18 protein-coding genes are annotated in these 23,943 nt (G+C 72.1%); 4 read left to right on the forward strand and 14 right to left on the reverse strand.

The annotated features are described in order from the left end of the window. Positions 1-27: 27 nt before the first annotated feature. From BLV72_RS05595 to BLV72_RS05605, 3 genes are all read right to left on the reverse strand, one after another. Entirely contained in the window at positions 28-1,914 is a 1,887-nt protein-coding gene (locus BLV72_RS05595) for an IucA/IucC family protein (RefSeq protein ID WP_093460682.1), read from the reverse strand. Beyond that, positions 1,899-3,110, reverse strand: a complete 1,212-nt coding sequence (locus BLV72_RS05600; protein ID WP_093470182.1) for an ATP-grasp domain-containing protein — start codon at positions 3,108-3,110, stop codon at positions 1,899-1,901. Before BLV72_RS05600 ends, BLV72_RS05595 begins: the two co-directional genes overlap by 16 nt. Positions 3,111-3,341: 231 nt before the next feature. After that, positions 3,342-4,946 (reverse strand): carboxyl transferase domain-containing protein, encoded by a 1,605-nt coding sequence (locus BLV72_RS05605; protein ID WP_093460684.1) that lies wholly within the window; start codon positions 4,944-4,946, stop codon positions 3,342-3,344. Between the two features lie 216 nt (positions 4,947-5,162). Between BLV72_RS05605 and BLV72_RS05610 the strand changes: the two genes are divergently transcribed. Next, positions 5,163-6,209, forward strand: coding sequence for a lytic polysaccharide monooxygenase auxiliary activity family 9 protein (locus BLV72_RS05610; protein WP_093460685.1), 1,047 nt, complete (start codon positions 5,163-5,165; stop codon positions 6,207-6,209). Positions 6,210-6,375: 166 nt separating this feature from the next. On the opposite strand, the gene BLV72_RS05615 is transcribed toward BLV72_RS05610, so the two are convergent. Continuing rightward, positions 6,376-6,891: a MarR family winged helix-turn-helix transcriptional regulator gene (locus BLV72_RS05615; protein WP_093460687.1), complete on the reverse strand. Its 516-nt coding sequence runs from the start codon at positions 6,889-6,891 to the stop codon at positions 6,376-6,378. A gap of 120 nt (positions 6,892-7,011) precedes the next feature. Here BLV72_RS05615 and BLV72_RS05620 point away from each other — a divergent pair, with 120 nt between their 5' ends. Continuing rightward, complete coding sequence (locus BLV72_RS05620) at positions 7,012-7,428, forward strand: organic hydroperoxide resistance protein (protein ID WP_093470183.1); 417 nt, start codon at positions 7,012-7,014, stop codon at positions 7,426-7,428. Between the two features lie 355 nt (positions 7,429-7,783). On the opposite strand, the gene BLV72_RS05625 is transcribed toward BLV72_RS05620, so the two are convergent. From BLV72_RS05625 to BLV72_RS05635, 3 genes are all read right to left on the reverse strand, one after another. Further along, positions 7,784-8,704, reverse strand: coding sequence for an esterase/lipase family protein (locus BLV72_RS05625; RefSeq protein WP_208905553.1), 921 nt, complete (start codon positions 8,702-8,704; stop codon positions 7,784-7,786). A 317-nt stretch (positions 8,705-9,021) separates the two neighbouring features. Next, positions 9,022-10,062, reverse strand: a complete 1,041-nt coding sequence (locus BLV72_RS05630; RefSeq protein ID WP_244320672.1) for a DNA polymerase Y family protein — start codon at positions 10,060-10,062, stop codon at positions 9,022-9,024. Between the two features lie 566 nt (positions 10,063-10,628). Continuing rightward, a complete protein-coding gene (locus BLV72_RS05635) occupies positions 10,629-14,189 on the reverse strand; it encodes a DNA polymerase III subunit alpha (protein ID WP_093460690.1) in 3,561 nt (1,186 codons plus the stop codon). A gap of 227 nt (positions 14,190-14,416) precedes the next feature. Between BLV72_RS05635 and BLV72_RS05640 the strand changes: the two genes are divergently transcribed. Beyond that, a complete protein-coding gene (locus tag BLV72_RS05640; RefSeq protein ID WP_244320673.1) occupies positions 14,417-14,869 on the forward strand; it encodes a PPOX class F420-dependent oxidoreductase in 453 nt (150 codons plus the stop codon). 385 nt (positions 14,870-15,254) lie between these two features. Next, positions 15,255-15,698 (forward strand): subtilase-type protease inhibitor, encoded by a 444-nt coding sequence (locus tag BLV72_RS05645; protein WP_093460694.1) that lies wholly within the window; start codon positions 15,255-15,257, stop codon positions 15,696-15,698. Positions 15,699-15,863: 165 nt separating this feature from the next. Here BLV72_RS05645 and BLV72_RS05650 read toward each other — a convergent pair whose 3' ends face one another. From BLV72_RS05650 to BLV72_RS05680, 7 genes are all read right to left on the reverse strand, one after another. Beyond that, positions 15,864-16,940 carry a S1 family peptidase gene (locus tag BLV72_RS05650; protein ID WP_093460695.1) on the reverse strand — a complete coding sequence of 359 codons (1,077 nt, stop codon included), beginning with the start codon at positions 16,938-16,940 and terminating at the stop codon, positions 15,864-15,866. Positions 16,941-17,321: 381 nt separating this feature from the next. Then, the gene (locus tag BLV72_RS05655) at positions 17,322-18,242 is read right to left on the reverse strand and encodes a slipin family protein (protein ID WP_093470187.1); all 921 of its coding nucleotides are present in this window, start codon (positions 18,240-18,242) and stop codon (positions 17,322-17,324) included. A 228-nt stretch (positions 18,243-18,470) separates the two neighbouring features. Beyond that, positions 18,471-19,376 carry a S1 family peptidase gene (locus BLV72_RS05660; protein WP_093460697.1) on the reverse strand — a complete coding sequence of 302 codons (906 nt, stop codon included), beginning with the start codon at positions 19,374-19,376 and terminating at the stop codon, positions 18,471-18,473. A gap of 314 nt (positions 19,377-19,690) precedes the next feature. Then, the gene (locus BLV72_RS05665; protein WP_093460698.1) at positions 19,691-20,992 is read right to left on the reverse strand and encodes an NtaA/DmoA family FMN-dependent monooxygenase; all 1,302 of its coding nucleotides are present in this window, start codon (positions 20,990-20,992) and stop codon (positions 19,691-19,693) included. After that, on the reverse strand, positions 20,989-22,092 hold the full coding sequence (locus BLV72_RS05670; protein ID WP_093460700.1) for an LLM class flavin-dependent oxidoreductase: 1,104 nt from the start codon (positions 22,090-22,092) through the stop codon (positions 20,989-20,991). The genes BLV72_RS05665 and BLV72_RS05670 overlap by 4 nt, the downstream gene beginning before the upstream one ends. Positions 22,093-22,129: 37 nt before the next feature. Beyond that, positions 22,130-23,098 carry an ABC transporter substrate-binding protein gene (locus BLV72_RS05675; RefSeq protein ID WP_093460701.1) on the reverse strand — a complete coding sequence of 323 codons (969 nt, stop codon included), beginning with the start codon at positions 23,096-23,098 and terminating at the stop codon, positions 22,130-22,132. A gap of 89 nt (positions 23,099-23,187) precedes the next feature. Continuing rightward, positions 23,188-23,940 (reverse strand): amino acid ABC transporter ATP-binding protein, encoded by a 753-nt coding sequence (locus BLV72_RS05680; RefSeq protein ID WP_167746558.1) that lies wholly within the window; start codon positions 23,938-23,940, stop codon positions 23,188-23,190. Between the last annotated feature and the right edge of the window lie 3 nt (positions 23,941-23,943).

Genomic DNA, 23,943 nt, shown 5'->3' on the forward strand with positions numbered 1-23,943 from the left:
GCGGTAACGGCAGGAGGGGCGCGGCGGTCATCTGCCGCTTCCCCGCAGCAGATAGTTGGGCCCGGTGACGTAGTGCTTGTTGATGTCCGCGGCGCCGGAGCGCTCCTTGGTGAACAAGGTGCCGGCGGTGACCATCGCCTTGACCGGCAGCCGATCCGCCTCCAGCACCCGCCGCCGCAACAGCGCGGCGGCGGCACCGGGCCGGGTGACGGCGAGCCGGTCGACGGCGTCGGTGAGCCGGTCGCGCAGCCGCCGCAGCAGGGTGTCGAGCGGGGCCCGGCCGAGGCGGGCGAGTTCGAAGACGGGGGCGGCGGCGCACAGATGGACGGTGATGGTGGTGAACACATCGGCCACCGGCCCGTCGCCGGACGTCAGGATTCTGCGGTCGTCGAATCCGCACAGGTCGGCGGCCGGCCCTCCGCCGACCATGGCGGCGAGCCGTATCGCGTGCACGCGGGGGCCGTCGTGGTCCTTGATGAGCAGCCGCAGCCGGGGCACGGCACCACCGTTGTCACCCCCGCCCTCGAAGACCAGCGAGATGTTCTGCTGATGGGACTCCAGCGCGATGCCGTACGCGAAGAGGGTGGTGTGGAAGTCGAACAGGAGGGTGAGGTAGTCGTCGAGCAGGGCGAGGACATCCCCGCTGTAGTGGCGCCCGGCGAGCCCGTCGATGACGAGCGTGCCGTCCGGGGCGGGGGCGAGCAGCCCGGCCAGCGGCACGATCGTGGCGTTCTCCAGACCGGGCGGGCAGCGGCGTACGAGCGCGGCCAGCAGTTCGTGTCCGGCGTGGAGGTGGGTGGTCTCGTCGGCGAGCAGCACGGTCGCGCCAAAGCGCGGCTCGCGCGCGATCACCGCCTCCACCAGGCGCTGCGCCACCTCGCCGTCGATCAGCGTGCCGGGTTTGACCGAGCGCCGGTTGCGCATCCCCAGGGTGGAGGTGGTGAGCGGCAGTTTGAGGTGGACGAGGGGGTCGTCGGCGACGGCCACGGTCCGCATGGAGAGGGTGGGCCGTACGTCCAGCAGAGGGCGGTCCGCGAGCCGGGCCTCGCCGTCGAGCCCGGCCGCGCGGAGCGCGGCCTCCAGCGGGCGGCCGACGGTGAGCGGATGCACGGGGAAGGCCAGCCGCCGCGCGTCGGAGGGCCGCCGCCCGCTTCCGAGGCCGAGTTGGGTGGGCGTCGGCCACCAGGCGGGCAGCCGCGCCGGGTCACCCCCCACCGCCTCGCGCGGAAGGACGAGCCAGCGCAGCGGAAAGGTGGGGTGGAACTCGGGGGCGTGGGCGCGCAATTGGTCCTCGGTGAAGACGGCCCGGCCCCGGCTGGTCGGGTAGACCGGGTGGTCCCGGAAGGCGGCGAGCGTGTCGTACGCGACCGCCCCGCGCATCCCCGTCCACCGCCCCTCGCCGTGGCGCGCGGCCAGCTCGGCGACGACGGCGGGGCGGATGCGGGTGTGCAGCCGCATGGCATCGAGGGCCTGTCGGCACTCGGTCACGAAGACGTCGTACAGCGGCCGGTCCTCGTCCGGCACGGCGGCCCGGAGGCGCGCGAGGACGGGGGCGAGGCCGGTGAGCGGCCGTTCGGCCGGGGCACAGTCCCCGGACTCGCCGGCCGGGCCGCACGCGGACGGCGGCTCGGCGTCGGCCGGTTCGGCATCGGCCCGATCGGCCGGGCTCCATTCGGCGGTCGCGGGAGCGCACAGCCGCAGGGGGCGGCGACGGGCACGGATATCGCACTGGAAGCCCTCGGGTTCCACCGGCAGCAGCACGCTTTCGCCCCCCTCGAGCGCGATGCGCAGCCAGTCGCCGTCGGCGCGCCGTTCCGGGGTGGCGCGGCTGCGCAGCTTGTAGGCGTCCTCTCGGAGGAGCGTGTCGAGCACCCGTCCGAGAAGCTCCTCTTCCTCTGTCACACGATCTCCCATCGGTGGGCCGCGAGGAACTGCGCCACCGCCGCGTCGATCCGCCCCTGGTCGGTGCCGGTGGCCCGGAGCACGCCGAGGAAGTCCCGATTGGTGCGGTGGAGCGGGTGTTCCTCGCCGACCCCGCGCAGCGGCCGGTAGTCCAGTCGTACGCCGTCGCGCTCGGTCACGCTCGCCGGAGGGGCGGAGGCGAGCCGCCCGGCGCGGTCGGCCAGGACGTACTCCATGCGAACCCTGCCGTCGGTGCGCGCGCCGAGGTCGTTCGGCAGCGGCTCGCCCAGGTGCGTACGGAGGATGTGCTCGAAAAGGGGGATGCCGAGGAGTTCGGCGAGGACGAGGTCGCACTGGTCGCCTATGGCACGGTAGTTGACCTCGATGAGGCGGGCCCGGTCACCCTGGACGACGTACTCGGTGTGGCACACGCCGAAGCCGACGCCCAGCGCGCGCAACTGCGCCAGCACCTGATCGGTGTGCGGCTGCGGGGGCGGGGCGGGCAGCAGGCGCAGCCGTTCCTCGACGAAGTGCGGGGTCGGCGAGAGCTCGGTGCGGAAGCCGCCGAGGACGTGGAGGGTGCGGCCGTCGCCGAGGGTTTCGAGGGTGCGCAGCTCGCCCTCCAGGAACTCCTCGACGACCAGGGCCGCTCCGGGCCGCCGGGCCCGTATCTCGGCGCAGCGCCGGACGAGTTCGTCGGCGTCGGCGACGAGGACGACGTCCTCGCTGGCCACGCCCTCGCGCGGTTTGACCACGCAGGGGTAGGGCGCGTCGAGTCCGGCGAGGGTGGCGGGTTCCTGTCCGGTGGCGAGTTCGGTGGACCAGACGGGGTCGGCGGCGTCCGGGCCCGCGGCGGCGAGGGCGCGGCGCAGCTCGGCCTTGTTCTTGGTGCGCAGCGCGGCGCGCCAGTCCTTGCCCGGGAGGCCGAAGTACTCGGCGGCGAGGGCGGCCTGGGCCTGGAGGTGGTCGCTGTTGGTGAAGACGGCGCCGGGGCGGCCGTCGGCGGCGATACGGCTGATGACCTCGGCGAAGTCCCGTACGTCGCAGGGGACGATGTCGAGCGCGGGGAACGCGTGGTCCTGCCGTCCGTTGCCGTAGGCGCGTTCATGGGCCTCGGGCTGGTCGGTGAGCAGGGTGACCGCCAGACCGAGCCGGGCCGCCGCGGGGAGGAAGCCCTCGGTGACGGAGTCGGTGGGGTTGAGGGCCAGGAGGTGGAGCCGGGGCGGCGGCGAGGGGGCCGCCCGGGCGGCCGAAGGGGCCGGGACCGGGGCGGCCGAGGAGCCCCCGAGGGCAGGGGAAGAGGACGGCCGTGACGCCGCGTCGAGATCATTCTCGTTCACGGCCCGAGATTAGGTTAGGCATGCCTAAGACCGCTAATTCGGCGTGCCGGTCCGCCCGTTTGGCCCTGATTAGCCGTCAACAACCGTCAACGGGCGGCGTCAACGGGGTAGCCCGATGCGCCGATGACGGACGCGGCGCGCGGCGAGCCGCTCGTCCGGGTCCTGCGCGCGGAGGGCGGCGAGTTCGGCGCCGAGGAGATGGCCGAGGCGGCCGAGAAAGGCGTCGGGGGCGCGGGAGGCGTCCCCGGCACGGGAGCCGTCCTCCGAATCGGAGGCATCCTCTTCCACGACGCGGTCGACGATGCCCTGGGCGAGAAGGTCGGCGGAGCGTACGCCCTGGCGGGCGGCGACCTCGTACGCCCGCTCCGTCGTGCGGTGGAGGATCGCGGACGCGCCCTCCGGCGGCAGCGGTGACAGCCAGGCGTGGCGCGCGGCCACGACCCGGTCGGCGGGCAGCAGCGCGAGCGCGGCGCCGCCGGCGCCCTGGCCGAGCAGCAGGCAGAGGGTGGGCGCGGGCAGGGTCACCATGTCGGCGAGGCAGCGCGCTATCTCCGCCGCGAGCCCGCCCTCCTCGGCCTCACGGCTGAGCGCGGCGCCCGCGGTGTCGATGACGGTGAGCAGTGGCAGCCCGAGCTCGGCGGCGATGTGCATCCCGCGCCGCGCGGTCCGCAAGCCCGCCGGGCCCAGCGCCTGCCCCTCCCCCGGCCCCTCGGCCGTATCGCCTTCGCGGGCGCTGCGCCGGTTGTGACCGAGGACGACGCAGGGCGTCCCGCCGACCCGGGCGAGCGCGAGCAACAACCCGGGATCGTGCTCCCCGGCCCCCGTACCGCTGAGCGGACTCACGTCTTCGGCGGCGACCCGCAACAGATCCCGCACCCCGGGCCGCTCGGCCCGCCGCGAAGCCCGTATCGACATCTCCGCCGACGGCACAGCGGCCTCCGGCCCCGTGCTGTCGGACGCCGCGTTGACCCGTTCCGTCTCAGGGTCTGAGGCCGGGGCGGGCCCGCCCGCGCAGAGAACCCGCAGCACCCGGGCCGCCACGACCGACAGGCGACTCAGCGGGAGGACCGCGTCGATCAGGCCGTGGTTCATCAGGTTCTCGGCGTTCTGCACACCGGGCGGAAACTCCTCCCCGTACAGGGCCTCATGCACCCGCGGACCCATGAAGCCGATGAGGGCACCCGGCTCGGCGGCGGTGACATGGCCGAGGGAGCCCCAGGAGGCGAGGACGCCGCCGGTCGTGGGGTGACGGAGGTGGACGAGATACGGCAGGCCCGCCGCCTTGTGGTCCGTGATCGCCGCGGCCACCTTCACCATCTGCAGAAACGCGACCGTGCCCTCCTGCATCCGGGTGCCGCCCGAGGCCGGGGCCGCGAGCAGGGGCAGCCGCTCCGCCGTGGCCCGCTCCACGGCCCGTACCAGCCGCTCCCCCGCGGCGACCCCTATCGAGCCGGCCAGGAAGCGGAACTCGCAGGCGACCAGCGCCACCCTGCGCCCCTCGATACGGCCCTCACCGGTGATGACCGACTCGTCCAGCCCGGTGCGCTCACGTGCCCGCTCCAGGTCGGCCCGGTAGTCGGGGTCGTCCGTGGTGATCTCCACCGGTTCGTCCCAGCCGTGCCAGCTACCGGGGTCGACGATGGCCTCGATCAGCTCACGGGCCGAGGCGCGGGCGGCGCCACGGGGAGAGTTCGTTGCGGTCATACGTGTCACCCTTCCACGCCACCGACCCCCCGCAATCATCGGCGAGCGATCACCTCGGGTACCCCCGGAACCGGCCCAGTCTCAGCTCTGCCTGAGCTGCTCCTTAACGGCGCCATAAGACCGGCGGGAGAGCCGCTGGGCGGGGCTAGCGTGCTGCGCGTCACCCCCCAACCGCGTGACCTCCCAGCGCGTCCCCCACCGAAGGAGTCCCCGACGATGACCGCTCGTGCGACCGCTCACCGCAGAACCGCCCGGCTCGCAGTGCTCGGCGTGGTGCCGCTCGCCCTCACGGCGCTGAACGCGGACCCGGCCACCGCGCACGGTTCGATGCAGGACCCGGTCAGCCGGGTGTCGGCGTGTTTCGCGGAGGGGCCGGAGAGCCCGGACTCGGCGGCCTGCAAGGCGGCCGTCCAGGCGGGCGGCACCCAGGCGCTCTACGACTGGAACGAGGTCAACATCCCGGACGCCGCCGGGCGCCACAAGGAGATCATCCCGGACGGAAAGCTGTGCAGCGCCGGCCGCGACAAGTACAAGGGCCTGGACCTGCCGCGCGCCGACTGGCCCGCCACCGCCATGACGGCCGGTGAGCACACCTTCACCTACCGGGCCACCGCACCCCACCGGGGCAGCTTCGAGCTGTACGTCACCAAGGACGGCTACGACCCGACGAAGCCGCTGACCTGGGCGGACCTGGAGGCGGAGCCGTTCGCCAAGGTCACCGATCCCACGCTGAAGGACGGGAGTTACGTCTTTACGGGGAACGTCCCCAACAAGTCGGGCCGCCATCTGATCTACAGCGTCTGGCAGCGCTCGGACAGCCCGGAGGCGTTCTACACCTGCTCGGACGTGACCTTCGGCGGAGGCGGAGCCGCGGCGGCCAAGGGAGCCGGGACGAGCGCGAGTTCCGCACCCACCGCCGCCGCGCCCAATGACGCGCAGATAGCGAAGGGCGCCGAGAAGTCGACCGTCGATCACCACGGCCACGGCGGTGACGACGGCGCCGAGGCCGGCCATCAGCCGAAGGCGGCGGACGAGAAGGGCACGGAGGCGAACCAGCCCGAGGCCAAGAGCGCCAAGGTCATGGCCGCGCACGACGAACCGCAGGACGGGAGCGCCGCCGACGGGCAGCGTCTCGCCGAGACCGGGGGCGACGGATCCACCGCCCCCATGGCCATCGGCGGCGCCGCGGTCCTGGCCGTCGGCGCGGCCGTGCTGTTCGCCGCCGCCAACCGCCGCAAGGCCGTAGGCCGCGGCCGCGGCTGAGGCCGTAGGCCGCGGCTGAGGCCGTAGGCCACCGCTGAGGCGTAGGCCACCGCTGAGGCCGTCACCGCGGCCGATCGAAGCGAGCCGGTTCCGGGGAGGTTGACGGCACCCCCGGGACCGGCTCTTCCCCTTTCCCCCGCCTCTCCCCCGCCTCGTTCTCCTCCGCCTACGCTTCCTCGTCGGCCAGCGCCGCGTCGAGGGCCGCCGTCAGCCGCCGCACCCGGGCCTGCAGGTCCACCGCCTCCTCCAGGCCGAGGCCGCTGGCCTCGATCGCCTTCAGGGGTACGCCCTGCGCACGCTCCTTCAGCGCCGTCCCCTCCGCTGTCAGCCGGACCGTGACCGAGCGCTCGTCGTGTGCGCTGCGCTCGCGCTGGACGAGTCCGGCCGTCTGCATCCGCTTGAGCAGCGGCGAGAGGGTACCCGAGTCAAGCCGCAGGAACTCCCCCAGCCGCTTGACCGGCATCTCCCCGTACTCCCAGAGCACCAGCATGGCCAGGTACTGCGGATAGGTCAGCCCCGTGTCGCTCAGCACCCGGCGGTAGAGGCCGTCGAAGGCGCGCGAGGCGGCATGCAGGGAGAAGCAGAGCTGCCGGTCGAGCCGGAGCAGTTCATCGGCGGACGGCGGCTCGGGGTCGGTGCTCCCGGTCGTGGGGTCGGTGGTGCGGTCGGACTGGTGTGACATGTGTACAGCGTACCCTTTAGTTGTGCACAACTTAATTGTGTGCTGTACTTCTGCTCGAAGGCGGGGCCACCCCGAGCCCCCGCCTCACCGACTTGCCTGAACACGAGAGGGATGGTCTTCATGGACGCGATCTACACCGCGGTGGCCACTGCCAACGGACGCGACGGCCGGGCCGTGAGCTCCGACGGACAGCTCGATCTGCCGCTCGCCATGCCGCCCGCCCTCGGCGGCAACGGCCAGGGCACCAACCCCGAGCAGCTCTTCGCCGCGGGCTACGCCGCCTGCTTCGCGTCCGCGCTGGGCCTCGTCGGCCGCCAGACCAAGGTCGACACCAAGGACATCTCCGTCACCGCCGAGGTCGGCATCGGCAAGGACGAGGCGGACGGCGGCTTCGGCCTCAAGGTGACGCTGCGCGTCGAGCTGCCGAGCGACCTGGAGAACGAGACCGGCCGCAAGCTGGTCGAGCAGGCGCACCAGGTGTGCCCGTACTCCAAGGCGACCAGGGGCAACCTCGAGGTCGAGCTCGTCGCCGAGTAATTCGGACGAGAGCAATCGGACGACCACCGGGCCGACCGGCGCCCCGGAAGGACACCCTTCGGCGCGTTCGAGGTTCGCGGCCATGCGGCTCAGCACCCGCACCGTCTCCAGGTACTGGTCGCCCGTCAGCCCGTCGGGGCCGCGGTCGGCGGCGCGGGTCACCCAGCTGCGGGAATGGAGCGCCTCCAGCGTCTCCTCCAGGGTGATCGCACCCTCGCCCCAGAAGGGCCGGAGCGGTCTCGGGAGCCGTCCGCCGCGCTGAACCCCGTCGCGCTGAACCCCGTCCTGCCGCCCGGCGAAGGGCGGCCCCGCCGCCCGGCTCAGGGGCGGCGGGGTCGGCCCCCCTTGTCAAGCGTCAGTCGTCCGACGCACAGGTGGTCGGGGTGGCGTGATCCGGATCGAGGGCATTGACGGCCTCATGAAAGGCCAGACCGTCGGTCAGGCCGATGGCCAGATGCTCGGAGATATCGGTCGCGCACAGATCCTGGATCACCACGTTCTTGACGTTCGGACCGGAGAGGAACTGCGCCCGGTAGGGGGTGGCGACCTCGTCGTACTTGGTCGCGATGACGGTGTAGCGCACTCCGGGGACGGTGTCGCCGCCCTCGTTGAGGCGCCGCAGGAAGTCCGAGCCGACCACCTGGTCCATCAGCCCTGGGGCGCCCTTGGCGATGAGATCGCCGACCCCGGGGAAGTAGTCCAGCAGCTTCGTCAGCCCGGACAGGGTGGTGCCGTGATTGGTGGGGGCGATGCCGACCAGGGCGTTCACCTTCGGCGCGCCACCGAGGAACTTGAGGTAGTAGCGGGGCATCATCCCGCCCTGCGAATGCCCGACCATGTCGACCTTGGCGGCGCCGGTGGCGGCGAGCACCCGGTCCACATGGGTGGAGAGCTGCTTCGCCGACTGGTCGACCGCCCCGAGACCGTGGAAGAACGGCACGGCGGGCAGTTGGCCGTAGTCGAGGGAGAAGACGCAGTAACCCCGTTTGACCAGGTAGGGCGCGAAGCCGAGCCAGTTGTCGACGGAGTTGCCGAGAGTGCCGTGCACCAGGACGACGGGGCGGGGATGTTGGGCCGAGGGCTTGCAGGAGTAGTCGTTCCAGCCGCTGCTCACCCCCTGCGACGCGGTGTCCGTGGCGAGCGCGGCGGTGGGGGTCGCCGCGGTCGCCGCGACCGCGAGGGCCAGGGCGGGCAGTAACGTACGGGGCTTGGTCCTCGTGGACTTCGCGGTTTTCGTGGTCTTCCGGAATCGCCGGATACGCCTCCGGGGCAGCATCACATGAACTCCTCGCTGGTGGGGGAGAGAGTCGCGCTGAGGGTGCGCTGACGGTGCGCTTGCGCTGCGCCCTGCGATCCGGATCACAAGAAGTGGTGCGCTCAATCGAAATTACGCGCGAGTAGCAAAGGCATCCAGCCATATGCCGGTGAAGGAACGTTTACACCCTTTTCACGTGACGTCCAGGAATCCGGCGGGTTACGTGACAACCAGGAAACTGGTGGGGTTACTCGACATCCGTGGTGCTGGTGAGGTTACGCGACGTCGAGGATTCCGGCGGGGCATGCGACGCCCGACAAACCGGTGAGTTACGCGGGTTACGCGACGTCGAGGAATCCGGCGGGCCGGACCGCGGAGATGCCGAAGCGGGCCCGGGCCCGGTCGGCGGCGGCCTCCAGCCGGCGTGACTTCTCGTCCGCGGGGTCGAACGTGAGCTGATGAGAGGCGAGTTCGGCGTCCATCAGCCCCTCGACGCGCAGCGCCACGGACCGCACCCGGGCCCGCTGCAGCCCGAGCGCGTCATGCAGCGCGTACGCGGCCGCGGTCAGCGCCGGGGTGTGCGCGGTCGGCTCGGTCAGGGTGCGGGAGCGGGTGGTCGTGGAGCGGTCGGCGTAGCGCACGGTGACGCTGATCGCCGCCGCGACCTGCCCACTCGTCCGCAGCCGGACACCGAGCCCGTCGGCGAGGGTGAGCAGCGCGCGGCGCCTGCGGACGGGGTCCAACTCGTCGTGGCGGAAGCGGTGTTCCGCGCCCATCGCACGGGCGGGGGCGTTCGGGGTGACCGGCGCCGGGTCGATGCCGCGCGCCCACGCGTGGACGCGGCGCGCGGTCGTCGCGCCGAGGATCCGCTGCAGGGTGGACAGCGGCGCGGCGGCGATCCGCGCGGCGCTGTCCAGCCCGTACGCGCTCAGGGTGCGCGCGGTCGCGGGCCCCACCCCGGGCAGGGCGATGGGCGGCTTGCGCGCCAGGAACGCGGCGACGGCGTCCGGATCGCCGGGAACGGTACGGACGGACCCGGCCGTTTGGCCGGACCCACCGCCGGACCTGCCTCCGGACCGGCCGCCCCTGGATGCGGGGGCGCCGGACTCCTGGGCCTCGTGGGCGGCCATGCGGGCGAGCAGGGGGTTGGCGGCGACGCCGACGGTGCAGTCCACGCCGTACCGGGCCAGCGCCCGGACCCGTACGATCTCGGCCAGCCCCGCCGCGTCCCGCCCGAAGTACCGCAGCGCACCCCGCACATCCGCCAACGCGGCATCGGGCGGCAGCGCCTCGACGACGGGCGTCAGCTCGCCGAGCAGGGTGAGCAGGCCCTGGTAGACGTCCTCCCCGGGCGTGGGATGGAATCGCACGTACAGCACATGCGGCACCTCGCCCTCTTGGCCCGCCTCGTCCGGGGTCCGGCCCCCGCCGCCCCCACCGGCTTCAGCCGAACCCCCGCTCGCCCCAGCGCTCGCCCCTGCCGAATCCGCGCTCGCCCCTGCCGAATCCCCGCTCGCCCCAGCCGAATCCGCGCCGCCCGGGTCTCCGGCCGGGGGCCCGGAGGACGAACCCTCACGGCCGTCCTCCCCCCGCACCCGAGCCGCAGCCGCCACGGCCGCCACGGCCGCACCCCCACGCGCGTCGGCCCGACCACCGGGCGCGGGCGGAAGCATTCCGGCGGGTCCCCCGGACGCGGCGGCATCGGCCGGGGCCTCGGCGGGAGCGGCCGAGGAGACCGCGCCCGGGCCACCGGGGGTGCCCTCCCCCGCCGCGGCCGACGACTCGCCCGGCGCGAGCGGGCGGGCATCGCCCCGCGCCTCGGGTGCGGGCGGTTCGGCCGACGCCGCCGCAACCGGGCACGGAACGGCGTACACCAGGCGCTCGGCGGAGACAGCCGAAGGGGCCCCGCGCGCGGGTGCCGCCTGCGCAGGCGGCTGTGCGGCGTTCATCCCGCGCTCCCCGGGCTCGCATGCCACAGCTTGCGGCCGGTGGCAGCCTGGTCGCCCGCGGGCTGGAGGTCGGCCCAGGGGTGCATGGCGTAACCGGTGGGCATCTCGATACGGCGACCGGAGTCGGAGTCGCGGCCGGAGTCGGAGCCCGCTTCGGCCGTCTCCGGGGCCGCCCCCGCCAGTTCGGCGGCGACCGCTTCGAGGCCGCCCTCCTTTCTGAGCTGGGCCAGTTCGGCGAGGTTCCACACGGCCGAGCCGACGACGCTGAGGCTGCGCGGGCCGCGCCGCTGGACCACGCCGCGTACGAGCAGCAGCCAGGAGTGGAAGACGGTGTGCGCGCACGCCGCGTGGCTGTCGTCGAAGAAGGCGCAGTCGACCAGCCCCGTACCGTCGTCGAGCGTGGTGAAGATGACCCGGCGCCCCGAGCGGATCGGCGGGGTCTGGGTGGCGGCCTTGGCGCCGGCGACGAGCACGACCTCCCCGTGCGGCGCGTCGCGCAGCCGCTTCGCGGGAATCGCGCCCAGCTCCTCCAGGAAGTCCCGGTGGTCACCCATCAGATGGCGGGAGACGTCCATGCCGAGGATGCCGAGTTCGGCGCCGAGGCGTTCGTCCGCGTCGAGGCCGGGGAGCCCGGCGGGGGCGGCGGGGCCGGTTTCGGCCAGCGGAAGCTGGCCCTCGGCGTCGCGCCGGGCGGCGCCCCGCTGCTGCCGGTGCAGTTCGGCGATCTGCAGCAGCAGATCGCGGCGGCTGGTGCCGAACGCGTCCAACGCGCCGACCTGGGCCAGCCGTTCGGCGACCGGCCGCCCGGGGTGGGCGCGCAGCCATAGGTCCTGGAGCGAGGAGTAGGGCTGTCCGGCCGCGATCCGCTCGGTCTCGGCCTCGCTGATGCCGTGGACGTCGCTCAGTGCCAGCCGGACACCGATGTGGTCTCCGTTCCCCTTGCCGCGCCTGTCCTCCTTGTTACTGATGTCACGAGAATCACCAGACGTCAGTTCGATTCGATAGGCGGCGCCCGACCGGTTCACATCCAGCGGCAGGATCGGCACCCCGCGCCGCCGGGCGTCCGCCAGCAGCAGCCGCTTCGGGTACATCCCGGGGTCATGGGTGAGCAGCCCGGCGTAGAAGGCGGCCGGATGGTGCGCCTTGAGCCAGGCGGACTGATACGTCGGAACCGCGAAGGCGACGGCATGCGCCTTGCAGAAGCCGTACGAGCCAAACGCCTCGACGATCTCCCAGGTGCGTAGCCGCACCTCCGGCGCGTAACCCCGCTTCTCCGCCTCCGCGTGGAACCAGGCCCGCACCCGCCCCTGTCGCTCGGGGTTGGACAGCGCGCGCCGCGCCTCGTCGGCGAGGTCCCGTTCACATCCGGTCATGATCGACACGATCTTGATGATCTGCTCATGGAAGACCACGACCCCGTGGGTCTCGCGCAGCGCGTCCTCCAGGTCCGGATGCGGATAGCGCGCGGGCTTGCGGCCGTGCCGGGCGTCGATGAAGGGCCGGACCATGTCGGCGGCGACCGGGCCCGGCCGGAAGAGCGATATGTCGACCACGAGATCGTGGAAGGAGGTGGGCTGCAGCCGACCGAGGAGATCGCGCTGACCGGGCGATTCGATCTGGAAGCAACCGAGCGTCTCGGTGGAGCGGATCAGGTCGTAAGTGGCCGGATCGCCGGGCCGGACCTGCCCGGGGTCGTCGATGTCCACGACCCGCCCGGTGGTCCGCCGGATCTCCGCGACCGCGTGCGCCATCGCGGACTGCATCCGCACCCCGAGGACATCGAGCTTGAGCAGTCCGAGCTCCTCCACGTCGTCCTTGTCGAACTGCGACATGGGAAAGCCCTCGCCGCTGGTCGGCACGATGGGCGTACGGGCCAGCAGCCCGGCGTCCGAGAGCAGCACGCCGCAGGGGTGCATGGCGATGCCACGGGGCAGCCCGTCGAGCGCCTCGACCAGGCCCCAGAGCTTGCCGAAACGTTCCTGCTCGGCAGCGACCGCCCGTAGCTCGGGCAGTTCCGCGAGCGCCGCGCGGGCATCACGGGCGCGGATGTGCGGGAAGGACTTGGCGAGCCGGTCCACCTCGGCCGGGTCCATGCCGAGCGCCGCGCCCACGTCCCGTACGGCATGGCGCACCCGGTAGGTCTCCGGCATCGAGACGGTCGCGACCCGCTCCGCCCCGAACCGCTCGAAGATCGCGCGATAGACGTCGAGCCGGCGCGCGGACTCCACATCGATGTCGATATCGGGCAGCGCGGCGCGCCGCTCCGACAGGAAGCGCTCCATCAGCAGGCCGTTGGCCACCGGGTCGGCGTGGGCGATGCCCAGCAGATGGTTGACGAACGATCCGGCGCCCGAGCCACGGGCGGCCACCCGGATGCCGAGCTCCCGGGTGTCGTCGACGACCTGCGCGACGGTGAGGAAGTACGAGGCGAAGCCGAGCCGTTCGATGGTGCGCAGCTCGTCCTCGAGCCGCTCCCAGCGCACCCGGTCCCGGTCGTACCCCCGCAGCACCATGGCGGCGGCGCAGCGCGACCGCAGCACCCGCTCGGCGCTCCGCCGCCCGGCCCCGACCAGCCGGGGCTCGGGGAAGTGGACGCTGCCCAGGCCGATGTGGTCCTCGGGGTCGACCAGACACGCGGCGGCGGTGCGCCGGGTCTCCTCCAGCAGGCGGTGCGCGGCATCCCGCCGCATCCCGGCCGCCTCCACGATCCGCTCGGCCGCCTTCGCCATGTCCCGGGGCCCCTTGAGCCAGCGCTCGCCGCTGTCGAGCGCCCCGGGGGTGCGCGGGTCGATGGGGACGAGCCGGCGGGCCGCGTCCAGGACATCGGCGACCGGCCCCTCCGCCGGATCGGCGTAGCGGGCGGCGTTGCTCAGCACGGCCGGGATGCCCTGGTCGGCGGCGAAGCCGACGGTACGGGCGGCGAGCCGCAGCGAGCCCGGGCCGGTGCCGGTGCGGCCGTGCCATACGGCTTCCAGCCGCAGCGCGTCGCCGAAGAGTTCACGCCAGGGGGCGATCAGCCGCGCGGCCCGGTCGGGGCGCCCGGCGGCCAGGGCCCGGCCGACGTCGGAGTCCGGGCCGAGCAGCACGGTCAGCGGGGCGAGCGCGCCGGGGTCGCTCACCAGGTCGCGCCAGTGCAGCAGCGGCGGCCCGTCGCCGTTCGTCCGGGCGGATCCGGAGTGGGTGAGCCCCGCGTGGGCGGCGGAGACCAGCCCGCACAGCGCGGCCCAGCCGGCCGCGCCGTCCCGGGCGAGGAAGACCGCCCGGGGCGTGGACTCGTCGATGAACGCACCGCCGCGCACCGGCGTACGGCGCCGAACGGTGCGCCCCGGCTCCGGGTCCTCCCTCCGTACGGCGAGGTCCACCCCGAAGAGCGGCCGCACCCCCGCGCGCTCACACGCCCGGGCGAACCGCACCGCTCCGGCGAGGCTGTCGCGGTCGGTCAGCGCGATCGCGTCCATCCCGCGCTCGGCGGCACGCTGCGCCAGCCGCTCCGGGTGCGCGGCCCCGTACCGCATGGAGAACCCGGACGCGGTGTGCAGATGCGTGAAGCCTGGCATCCGCACCTCCCGCCGCTCACACCCCCTGACCGACCCTGCTTGTCCCACGCCCCACCATAACCCCATTCTCGAACAAGCGTGCGAGTCGGTTCGATCGCGTCTTCCCTCTCCACCATAAGCGCCTAAAACGCCCTTTAATCCCGCGTGTCGCCCTGTGAACGCGACGCGCGGAAGCCGGTCGGTCGCATCCATGGGCCGGTCACCGGCCCGCGCGTATGCTGATCACCATGACGGAGGGATCCCTGCTCGATCTGCTGCGGGAGCAGCGCACCGGCGCGCTCGTCACCCTCAAGCGCGATGGACGGCCACAGCTTTCCAATGTCGCCTTCACCTATGACCCCGCGACGCGCCTCATCCGGATCTCGGTCACCGATGACCGCGCCAAGACCCGCAATCTGCGCCGCGATCCGCGTGCGAGCTTCTATGTCACCAGCGGGGACCACTCCTCCTATCTGGTCACCGAGGGCGACGCCGAGCTGACGCCGGTCGTCGCCGACCCCCATGACGCCACCGCCGATGAGCTGGTGGAGGTCTACCGCGCGATCCAGGGCGACCATCCGGACTGGGAGGAGTTCCGCACCTCGATGGTGGCCGAGCGGCGGCTGGTGCTGCGGTTGCGCGTGGGGCGCGGCTATGGCTGGGGCCGGCAGTCCGGGGCCCTGAGCGGAGAGCTGGACTAGCGGCCGACACCGGTCAGCTTGCCCTGGCGGGTTCTCGCTCCAGCGGGGCATGCGGCAGCCCTCGCCCCAGAGGCATCATGGACATCACCCGGGATCGCTCACCTGAGCGCCCTTGAATCGATTTGAGCACCTCGGGCACCTCGCTGAGCACGCCCTCCACCGGGGGCGCGAAACGGCACCAGGTCCCCTGAGGGGCGCAATCCGCGCGCTGTCGCGCACCCGGTCGCCACGCGGCGTTCCGCGCCCGGCCATCTCCCGCACGCGACAATAAGCCACCGAACGACTACTTGTAGCGACCGGAAGTGCTCGATCGACGTGCGTTCCTGACGCGCACCGCGTAAGACTCCGTCCGGTATCTGCAACGACGAGCAAGGGAGTGTTCGAAATGCGGAAGACTACTGGGGTGATCGGGCTCGGAGCCGCTCTGGCCGTAAGCGCCGTGCTGGGGATCGGCACGAGCGGCACGGCCAGCGCCCAGCCCGCCAAGCCGCAGAGCCTGTACCCGCCCTCCGCGCTGGTCCTCACCGTCGGCTGGGGGGCCGACGGGGCCACGGCCGAGGTCCAGCGAGCGGTGACACTGAGCTGTCGTCCCACCGCCACCGGCACCCACCCGGCTCCCGCCAAGGCATGCGCCGAACTCCGCTCCGTGGGCGGCACGTTCGGCCAGCTGCGCACCGGCGCGGAGCCCGGCCGGGTGTGCACCAAGGAGTGGCACCCCATCACGGTCACCGCCGAGGGGATCTGGGACGGCCGCCGGGTGTCGTACGAGCACACCTTCGCGAACAACTGCTTCAAGAGCGCGGCCCCGACGATGGTCTTCGAGTTCTGACCGTCCGACCTCGGGCTCTGACCGGCTGAACGACCGCCGAGCACAGCGATGAGTACGACAAGGCTGAGCGTGGCAAAGGGAAAGCCCCCGGACACCGTCCACGGGTGTCCGGGGGCCTGCTCTTGTTCACATGGAGCGGACCGCGGGAGCGAAACGCGTCCCAGGTCAGCCGATCTCGGCGCCGAACGCCTGCAGCGCCTCCGGCACCGGCTGGAAGAAGGTCTCGCCACCCGAGGAGCAGTCACCGCTGCCGCCGGAGGTCAGACCCAGGGCCGTGTCGCCCGCGAAGAGCGCGCCGCCGCTGTCGCCGGGCTCGGCGCAGACGGTGGTCTGGATCAGCCCCTCGACCGTCCCCTCCTGGTAGTTGACGGTCGCGTTGAGGCCGGTGACCTCGCCGTCGTGCACCTGGGTGGTGGAACCGCTGCGCGTCACCTTCTGGCCGACCGTGGCGTCACCGGCCTTGGAGATGGCCTGGGTGCTGCCGTTGTAGAGGTCGACCGCGCTCGGGTGGTCGGTGTCCTTGGTGTACTTCACCAGCCCGTAGTCGTTACCGGGGAAGTCGCTGCCCTCGTTGGTGCCGATCTCCTCGCCGCCCTGCGAGTCCGACCAGCTGCTGATGGCCTCGGTGCAGTGACCGGCGGTCAGGAAGTACGGCTGGCCGCCCTTGACCACGTTGAAGCCCAGCGAGCAGCGCCCGCCGTCGCCCCAGATGGCGTCGCCACCGGCGATGAAGGTGGAGAACTTACCGGCCGAGCGCTTCACCTCGACCTTGTCGCCCAGCGCGTCGGCGACCTTGTCGAGAGTGGCCATCCGGGCGCCCTTGACGGAGCTGTCCGCGGTGACGACGACCTTGTTGCTTCTGGGGTCCACCGACCAGGAGGTGCCGGGGATGGTGGCCTTCTCCTTGAGCGTCTGACGCGCCTTGCTCAGCTCGGCCAGGGTGTGCTTGACGACCTTGACCTCGGCTCCGGCGTCCCGGACCTTGTCCACGATGCCCTTGTTGACCACGTTGACGACGAGCTTCTTGGTCTTGGCGTCGTAGTACGCACCCGCCGTGTCGCTCTTGAGCGAGGAGGTGAGGGTGTGGGCGAGCTTTCCGGCGGCGCCGACCGAGAGGGTGTCGGGCTGGGTCTCACCGGGGGCGGCGTTGGCACTCTGCAGGGTGATGCCCGTGGCGACCAGGGCCGCGATGCCGGCTCCGGCTATGGCGACACGACGCTTGGGTATGCGGCGGTGCTTCAAGTCTCTGCCTTCCAGTGGGGGGTTGGGCCCGACGGCAGTGGGGTGCCAGGGCCCGGAGGGCGTAGTGACATGGCGCTTCTCCCCACTCAGGGGCGCGTCCATGCCAAATTGCGCCGCCGAGTATTCCCACCACCACCGGCCGCGCACAAGGGTGCGTTCACGTCATGGGCGTGAAATTTACCCCGCGGCCTCATGTCCGGACATGGCGGTGCCCGCACACCTTCTGGGTGTACGGGCACCGAATCAGGTATCCGGACAGGACGTCAAACCGGACGAATCAACCCCGCGTGGATCCCCTGCCGAAGTCCCTCCGGCGAGAGCCCTCTTGGCGGATCCTCTTGGCGGATCAGATCACCTCCGGCGGGAGCGGCGGGCTTCACTTCACCGGTCCACGGCATGCGGCTCCGGCTCGCGCTCGGTGAGCGTGGGCATCGCCTGCCGGGCGGGCTGGGCCGGCCGCGCGGGCGCGGCCTCCCGCTCCGGGGCGGCGGCCGGAGCGCCGCCCTCCGTCTCGCCCTCCGCCCGGGCCGCGGCCGGGATCTCCTGTGCGCCCCGCTCCAGGAAGCGCAGCAGCTCGACCGGGATGGGCAGCACCAGCGTGGAGTTCTTCTCGGCGGCGACCGCCATCACCGTCTGCAGCAGCCGCAGCTGGAGGGCCGAGGGGGTGTCGGCCATCTGGGCGGCGGCCTCGGCCAGCTTCCGCGACGCCTGCAGCTCCGCGTCCGCGTTGATGACCCGGGCACGGCGCTCCCGGTCCGCCTCCGCCTGGCGGGCCATCGACCGCTTCATGGTCTCCGGCAGCGAGACGTCCTTGATCTCCACCCGGTCGATATGGACGCCCCAGCCGACGGCCGGGCTGTCGATCATGAGCTCGAGGCCCTGGTTGAGCTTCTCCCGGTTGGAGAGCAGATCGTCCAGATCGCTCTTTCCGATGATCGACCGCAGCGAGGTCTGGGCCATCTGGGAGACGGCGAAGCGGTAGTCCTCGACCGCGATGAGCGCCTCGGCCGGGTCCACGACCTTGAAGTAGACGACGGCGTCGACCCGCACGGTCACGTTGTCCCGGGTGATGCCCTCCTGGGCGGGCACGGGCATCGTCACGATCTGCATGTTGACCTTCTGGAGCCGGTCGACCATCGGAGTGATCATGGTGAACCCGGGCCCCCGGATATCCGAGCGCAGCCTCCCGAGCCGGAAGACCACACCCCGCTCGTACTGCTTGACCACCCGGGCCGCGGCCAGCACGCCAAGGGCGCCGAGGCAAGCGAGTACCACTATCAATGTCACGAGCGCATCGACCATCACGGCCACCTGCCGTCCGTATCGCGAACAATGCCCCTCATGGGATACATGTCCACGATAGTCCGCCCGTCGGACAGTGGGGAGGGCCGCGGAACAGCCCCTTCCGGTGGCATGGAAAGGCCCACCCAGGGGCCCTGCCCGAAGGCGCGGAGAGCCCCCGCCCGGTGGCCCGGACGGGGGCTCTCGTTCAGCCTGACGCGGAGATGATCAGCGAAGGGACGGCGCCGATCAGTAGACGCTCACACCGTACGCGTTCAGCGCCTCGACGACCGGCTGGAAGAACGTGGTGCCGCCGGAGGTGCAGTTGCCGCTGCCGCCGGAGGTGAGGCCGAGGGCGGTGGAGCCGGCGTAGAGCGGGCCGCCGCTGTCGCCCGGCTCGGCGCAGACCGTGGTCTGGATCATGCCGTAGACGATGTCGCCATTGCCGTAGTTGACCGTGGCGTTCAGCGCGGTGACCCGGCCGCTGTGGATGCCGGTGGTGGAGCCGCGCCGGGTGACCGTCTGGCCCACGGTCGGGTTGGCGGCCGAGGTGATGTCCTGGCTGCCGACGGTGCCCTGGGGGGTGACCGAGCCGCTGTACCGGACCAGACCGTAGTCGTTGGTCGGGAAGCTGGAGCCGGACGTCGGGCCGATGGTGGTGGTGTGGCCGGAGTTCGACCACCAGGTGCCCGCACCGTCGGTGCAGTGACCGGCGGTGACGAAGTAGTTGGCCCCACTGCTGTTGCGCACGTTGAAGCCGAGGGAGCAGCGCCAGCTACTCGCGTAGATCGCGTCTCCGCCCGAGATCAGCTTCTGAATCTTGCCGGGGGTCCGCTTGATCTCGATCGCGTCGGCGCTCGCGCCGGCGGTGTTCTTGATCTTGGCTATCTCGCTCTGGGACACCGTGCTGTCGGCGGTGACCGTGAGCTTGTTGGTCGCCTTGTCGACATACCAGGCGGTGCCCGCGACATCGGCCTCGAGGACGGCGTTGCTCGCCGACTTGGCCTCCGCCGCACTGAAGGTGCGGGCGCCGTCGCTTCCGGCGTAGGCGGCGGGGGCGGCGAGTGCCGCTCCGGCCACCAGGGCGGAGGTCGCGGCGATCAGGGCGATGCGTCTCGCCTGCTTGCCGTGGGGGGCGTTGCGCTTGATCCTCAACTCTTCCTCCGGGGGAATCGGGGGTCCGCCTGGGTGGGCAGGCCCGTGAGGCGCAGTCAATGAGCACACCGATATGACCGATTCGGCGTGCCCCTGACAAGCGCTTCCGGAAGTATTCGTGGCCGCGGGCAGACCGCGCAAGAGGACAATTCGGAACAGCCGTCGGGCACACGCCACATAGCCCCGGCGGGTTCAGGCCGCCGGGGCTTGTGCTCCCATCCCCTGGGTAACCCCTGAGACGGACGCGCGGGCGATCGGGTTCCGCTATGGCGCCGGCCGGTCACCTCCCCGCGGCCGGGCCGGTGCGAAGCCGCTCAGCCCCGCTCCCCCGGATAGGGAAGTCCCAGGTGGTCACGGAGTGTCGTACCGGTGTACGCGGTGCGGAACACCCCCCGCTCCTGGAGCAGCGGCACCACCCGGTCCACGAAGTCATCGAGCCCGCCGGGGGTCAGATGGGGTACGAGGATGAAGCCGTCGGCGGCGTCGGCGGCGACGAATTCCGCCATCTGCGCGGCGACCGCCTCCGGGGTGCCGATGAACGACTGACGCCCGTTCGCCTCGATGACGGTCTGCCGGATGGACAGCCCTTTCTCCTCCGACAGCGCCCGCCACTTAGCGGCGACGGCCAGCGGATCGCCATGCCGCACCCGGCCCTGGGTCAACTGCGAGTCGGGGTCGGGGTCGATGTCCGGAAGTGGCCCGTCCGGGTCGTAGCCGGACAGGTCCACACCCCAGATCTGTTCCAGGGTGAGCAGCGCGGTCTGCGGCGAGACCTGCTGGAGCCGGATCTCGGCGGCCTTCTCCTGGGCGTCGGCCGCGGTGTCGCCGAGGACCAGGGTCACCCCGGGCATGATCTTCAGCTCCTCCGGGGCGCGCCCGTACGGCGCGAGCCGCCGCTTGACGTCGGCGTAGAAGGCGCGCCCGGCCTCCAGCGAGCCGTGCCGGGTGAAGATGATGTCGGCGGCGGAGGCGGCGAACTCCCGGCCCTCGTCGGAGTCCCCGGCCTGGATCACCACCGGATGGCCCTGCGGTGAGCGTGGCACGCCGAACTCGCCGTCGATGGTGAAGTGCCGGCCGGTGTGGGCGAACGGGCGGGGCGTGCCGTCCGGCGTCCAGGAGTCCCACAGCTCACGGGCGATGGCGACGAACTCGGCGGCCCGGGTGTAGCGGTCGGCCCGGTCCAGGAAGCCGCCGCGCCGGAAGTTCTCGCCGGTGAAGGCGTCGGAGGAGGTGACCACGTTCCAGGCGGCGCGGCCCCCGCTGAGATGGTCCAGGGAGGCCAGCCGGCGGGCCAGTTCGTACGGTTCGTTGAACGTGGCGTTGACGGTGGCGGCCAGCCCCAGCCGTTCGGTGACGGCGGCGAGCGCGTTCAGCACGGTGATCGACTCGGGCCTGCCGACCACGTCGAGGTCGTGGATCCGGCCGTTGTGCTCGCGCAGCCGCAGCCCCTCGGCGAGGAAGAAGAAGTCGAACAGCCCGCGCTCGGCGGTGCGCGCCAGGTGTGCGAAGGAGGAGAAGTCGATCTGGCTTCGGGACCGGGGATCCGTCCAGACGGTGGTGTTGTTGACGCCCGGGAAGTGGGCCGCGAGATGGATCTGCCGGTGCTGCCTGCTCATCGGGCGGCCTCCCGCTCCAGTGCGTAGCGGCCGGCCGGACGGGAAAGCCCCAGGTGGTCGCGGAGTGTCGCACCGGGATAGAAGGTGCGGAACAGCCCTCGGTGCTGGAGCAGCGCCACGGTGCCGTTGACGAAACGTTCCAGGTCATGGCGTGGGTCGACGGCGGTGATGTGGAAGCCGTCCACCGCGTCGGCGGTGTGCCAGCCGGTGATCAGTTCGGCGAGCCCGGCCGGTCCCCCGCGGTACAGCGGAGGTCCGCCCGGCGTGTCGGCCGGCGCGATCGGCGCGTTCACGGCCGGGGCGGTCCCGGGCGCGCCTTCCCCATCGGCCAGGTCCACGGCGACGGAGGCGAGCACGGTGAGCGACCCGGCCTCCCGGCCGTGCGCCACCGCGCGGCGCTTGAGCTCGTCGCGGATGCGTCCCGCCTCCTCCGGGGAGGTGGCGCGGACGTACACCACATCGGCGTGTCGGGCCGCGGTCTGCCAGGTCACCGGGTCGGTGGCGGCGACGGCCACCACCGGGTGGCCCTGCGGCGGCCGGGGCACGATGGCCGGGCCGCGCACCGAGAAGTGCGCGCCCTCGAAGTCCACGTAGTGCAGCTTGTCGCGGTCGATGAAGCGGCCGGTGGCGGTGTCACGGATCTCGGCGTCGTCCTCCCAGCTGTCCCACAGCCGGGCCACCACATCGGCGACCTCCCCCGCCTCGGCCCACAGCTCCCCGGCGGGCGCGGCGGGGCGGCGGCCCACCAGCCGGGCCTCCGCCTCCGTCGCCGACACCTCGACCCGCCAGCCCGCCCGGCCGCGGCTGACCCAGTCCAAGGTGGCCACGGCGGAGGAGACATGGAACGGCTCGGTGTGGGTGGTGGTGACGGTCGGCACCAGTCCGATCCGCCCGGTGGCGGGCGCGACACGCGCGAGGACGGCGAGCGCGTCGAGCCTGCCCCGGCCCGGCCCCGGCGGGCCGAAGGTGTCGTCCAGGGTGATGAAGTCGAGCATGCCCTCCTCGGCGAGGCGGGCGAGCTCCACGTAGTACGGCGCCTGGTACCGCCCGTCGCCGTCGATGGCGGCGGCCAGGTGCAGGGTGCCGGTCGGTACGGCCATGGTCAGGGCCTTCCTGGGGCGGGGGTGGGGGGCACGGTCACGGCGTGGGCAGACCGGGCGGGTTGATCTCGGACTTCTTCACCGCCTCGCCGGCGAGCCCCCAGCGCTTGAGGACCTTGGCGTACGAGCCGTCCTCGATCACGTGGTCCAGGGCCGCGGCGTAGGCGTCGACCAGCCCGCTGCCCTTCCTGGTGGTGGCCGCGATCTTGCCCTGCACCTGCTCGCCACCGCCCGAGAAGCGGCCGATGACCTGGGTCTGGCCGGCCGAGGCGACGTGGTAGGCGGAGGTGGGGTGGGGGCCGAAGTAGGCGTCGATACGGCCCGATTGAAGGGCGAGGTAGTAGTCGGTGTCCTTCTGGAAGTACTTGATGTCCACGGGCTTACGGCCCGCCTTCTGGTTCTGCTTGCTCCAGTCGACCAGGATCTTCTCCTGGTTGGTGCCGGAGGCGACCGAAACGGTCCTGCCCGCGACATCCTTGGGGCCCTTGACCCGCCAGGAGGTGCCCTTCTTGGCCTCGAAGGCGAGGTCGTCCAGCCGGTAGGTGGCGAAGTCGTACTTCTGCTTGCGCTCCTCGGTGACCGTCACATTGGAGAAGACGCCGTCGAACTTGGAGCTGTCGAGGCCGACGAAGAGGTTCTCCCAGGAGACCGCCTGAAAGTCGACCTTGAGCCCGAGGGTGTCGGCGACCAGCGTGGCGAGGTCGATCTCGGAGCCGATCCGGGTCTTGTCGTCGGTCGCGTAGAAGCCGAGCGGCGGGGAGGCGTCGGCGCTGCCGCCGATGCGCAGGGTGCCGCGCGCGCGGATGGCGGCCGGCACCTTCGCCGCGATCGAGGCGACCTTCTTCCCTCTGACACGGTGCTGGTCGGGGCCGATATTGATGGTGCTGGCGCCCTTCGTGCCCTTGGAGCCCACCGTCTCCCGGACATCGCCGTCGCCGCAGCCGCCGAGCAGGGCGGCGGCGGTGAGGGCGGCGACGGCGGTGACGAGGGTGCGGCGGGTCTTCACGGGGGTGCTCCTTGCGTGGGTGAACATCGGTGGCCTGGTGGACATCGGCCGTCTCGAGGACCTCGGTGATCTCGTGAACATCGGTGGCCTCAGAGGACCTTGGAGAGAAACGCCTTGGTGCGTTCCTGGCGCGGGGCGTCCAGCACCTCGTCCGGTGGGCCCTGCTCGACGATCCGGCCGCCGTCCATGAAGACGACGGTGTCGGCGACCTCCCGCGCGAAGCCGATCTCATGGGTGACGACGATCATCGTGGTGCCCTGGTGGGCCAGGTCCTTGATGACGTCGAGGACCTCACCGACCAGTTCGGGGTCGAGGGCGGAGGTCGGCTCGTCGAAGAGCAGCAGCTCGGGCTCCAGGGCGAGGGCGCGGGCGATCGCCACCCGCTGCTGCTGTCCGCCGGAGAGCTGCCGGGGGTACGCGGCCGCCTTGTCGGCCAGACCGACCCGGGCGAGCAGCGTCTCGGCGCTGTGGACCGCCTCTTTCCTGGGACGGCGCAGGGCCGAGACCGGCGCCTCGACGATGTTCTCCAGCACCGTCAGATGCGGGAAGAGGTTGAAGTTCTGGAAGACGAAGCCGATCCGGGTGCGCTGCTTGAGGATCTCGCGTTCGCGCAGCTCATAGAGGCGGTCGCCCTGACGGCGGTAGCCGACCAGCGAGCCACCGACGCTGATCCAGCCGCTGTCCACCTTCTCCAGGTGGTTGATGGCGCGCAGCAGGGTGGACTTGCCGGAGCCCGACGGCCCGAGGACGACGGCCACCTCCCCGGAGCGCACCTCCAGGTCGATGCCGCGCAGCACCTCCAACGACCCGAAGCTCTTGTGGACGGAACGGATGTCGACCATGGC

Origin of the sequence: Streptomyces melanosporofaciens (genome assembly GCF_900105695.1) — a bacterium.
Taxonomy (GTDB): domain Bacteria; phylum Actinomycetota; class Actinomycetes; order Streptomycetales; family Streptomycetaceae; genus Streptomyces; species Streptomyces antimycoticus.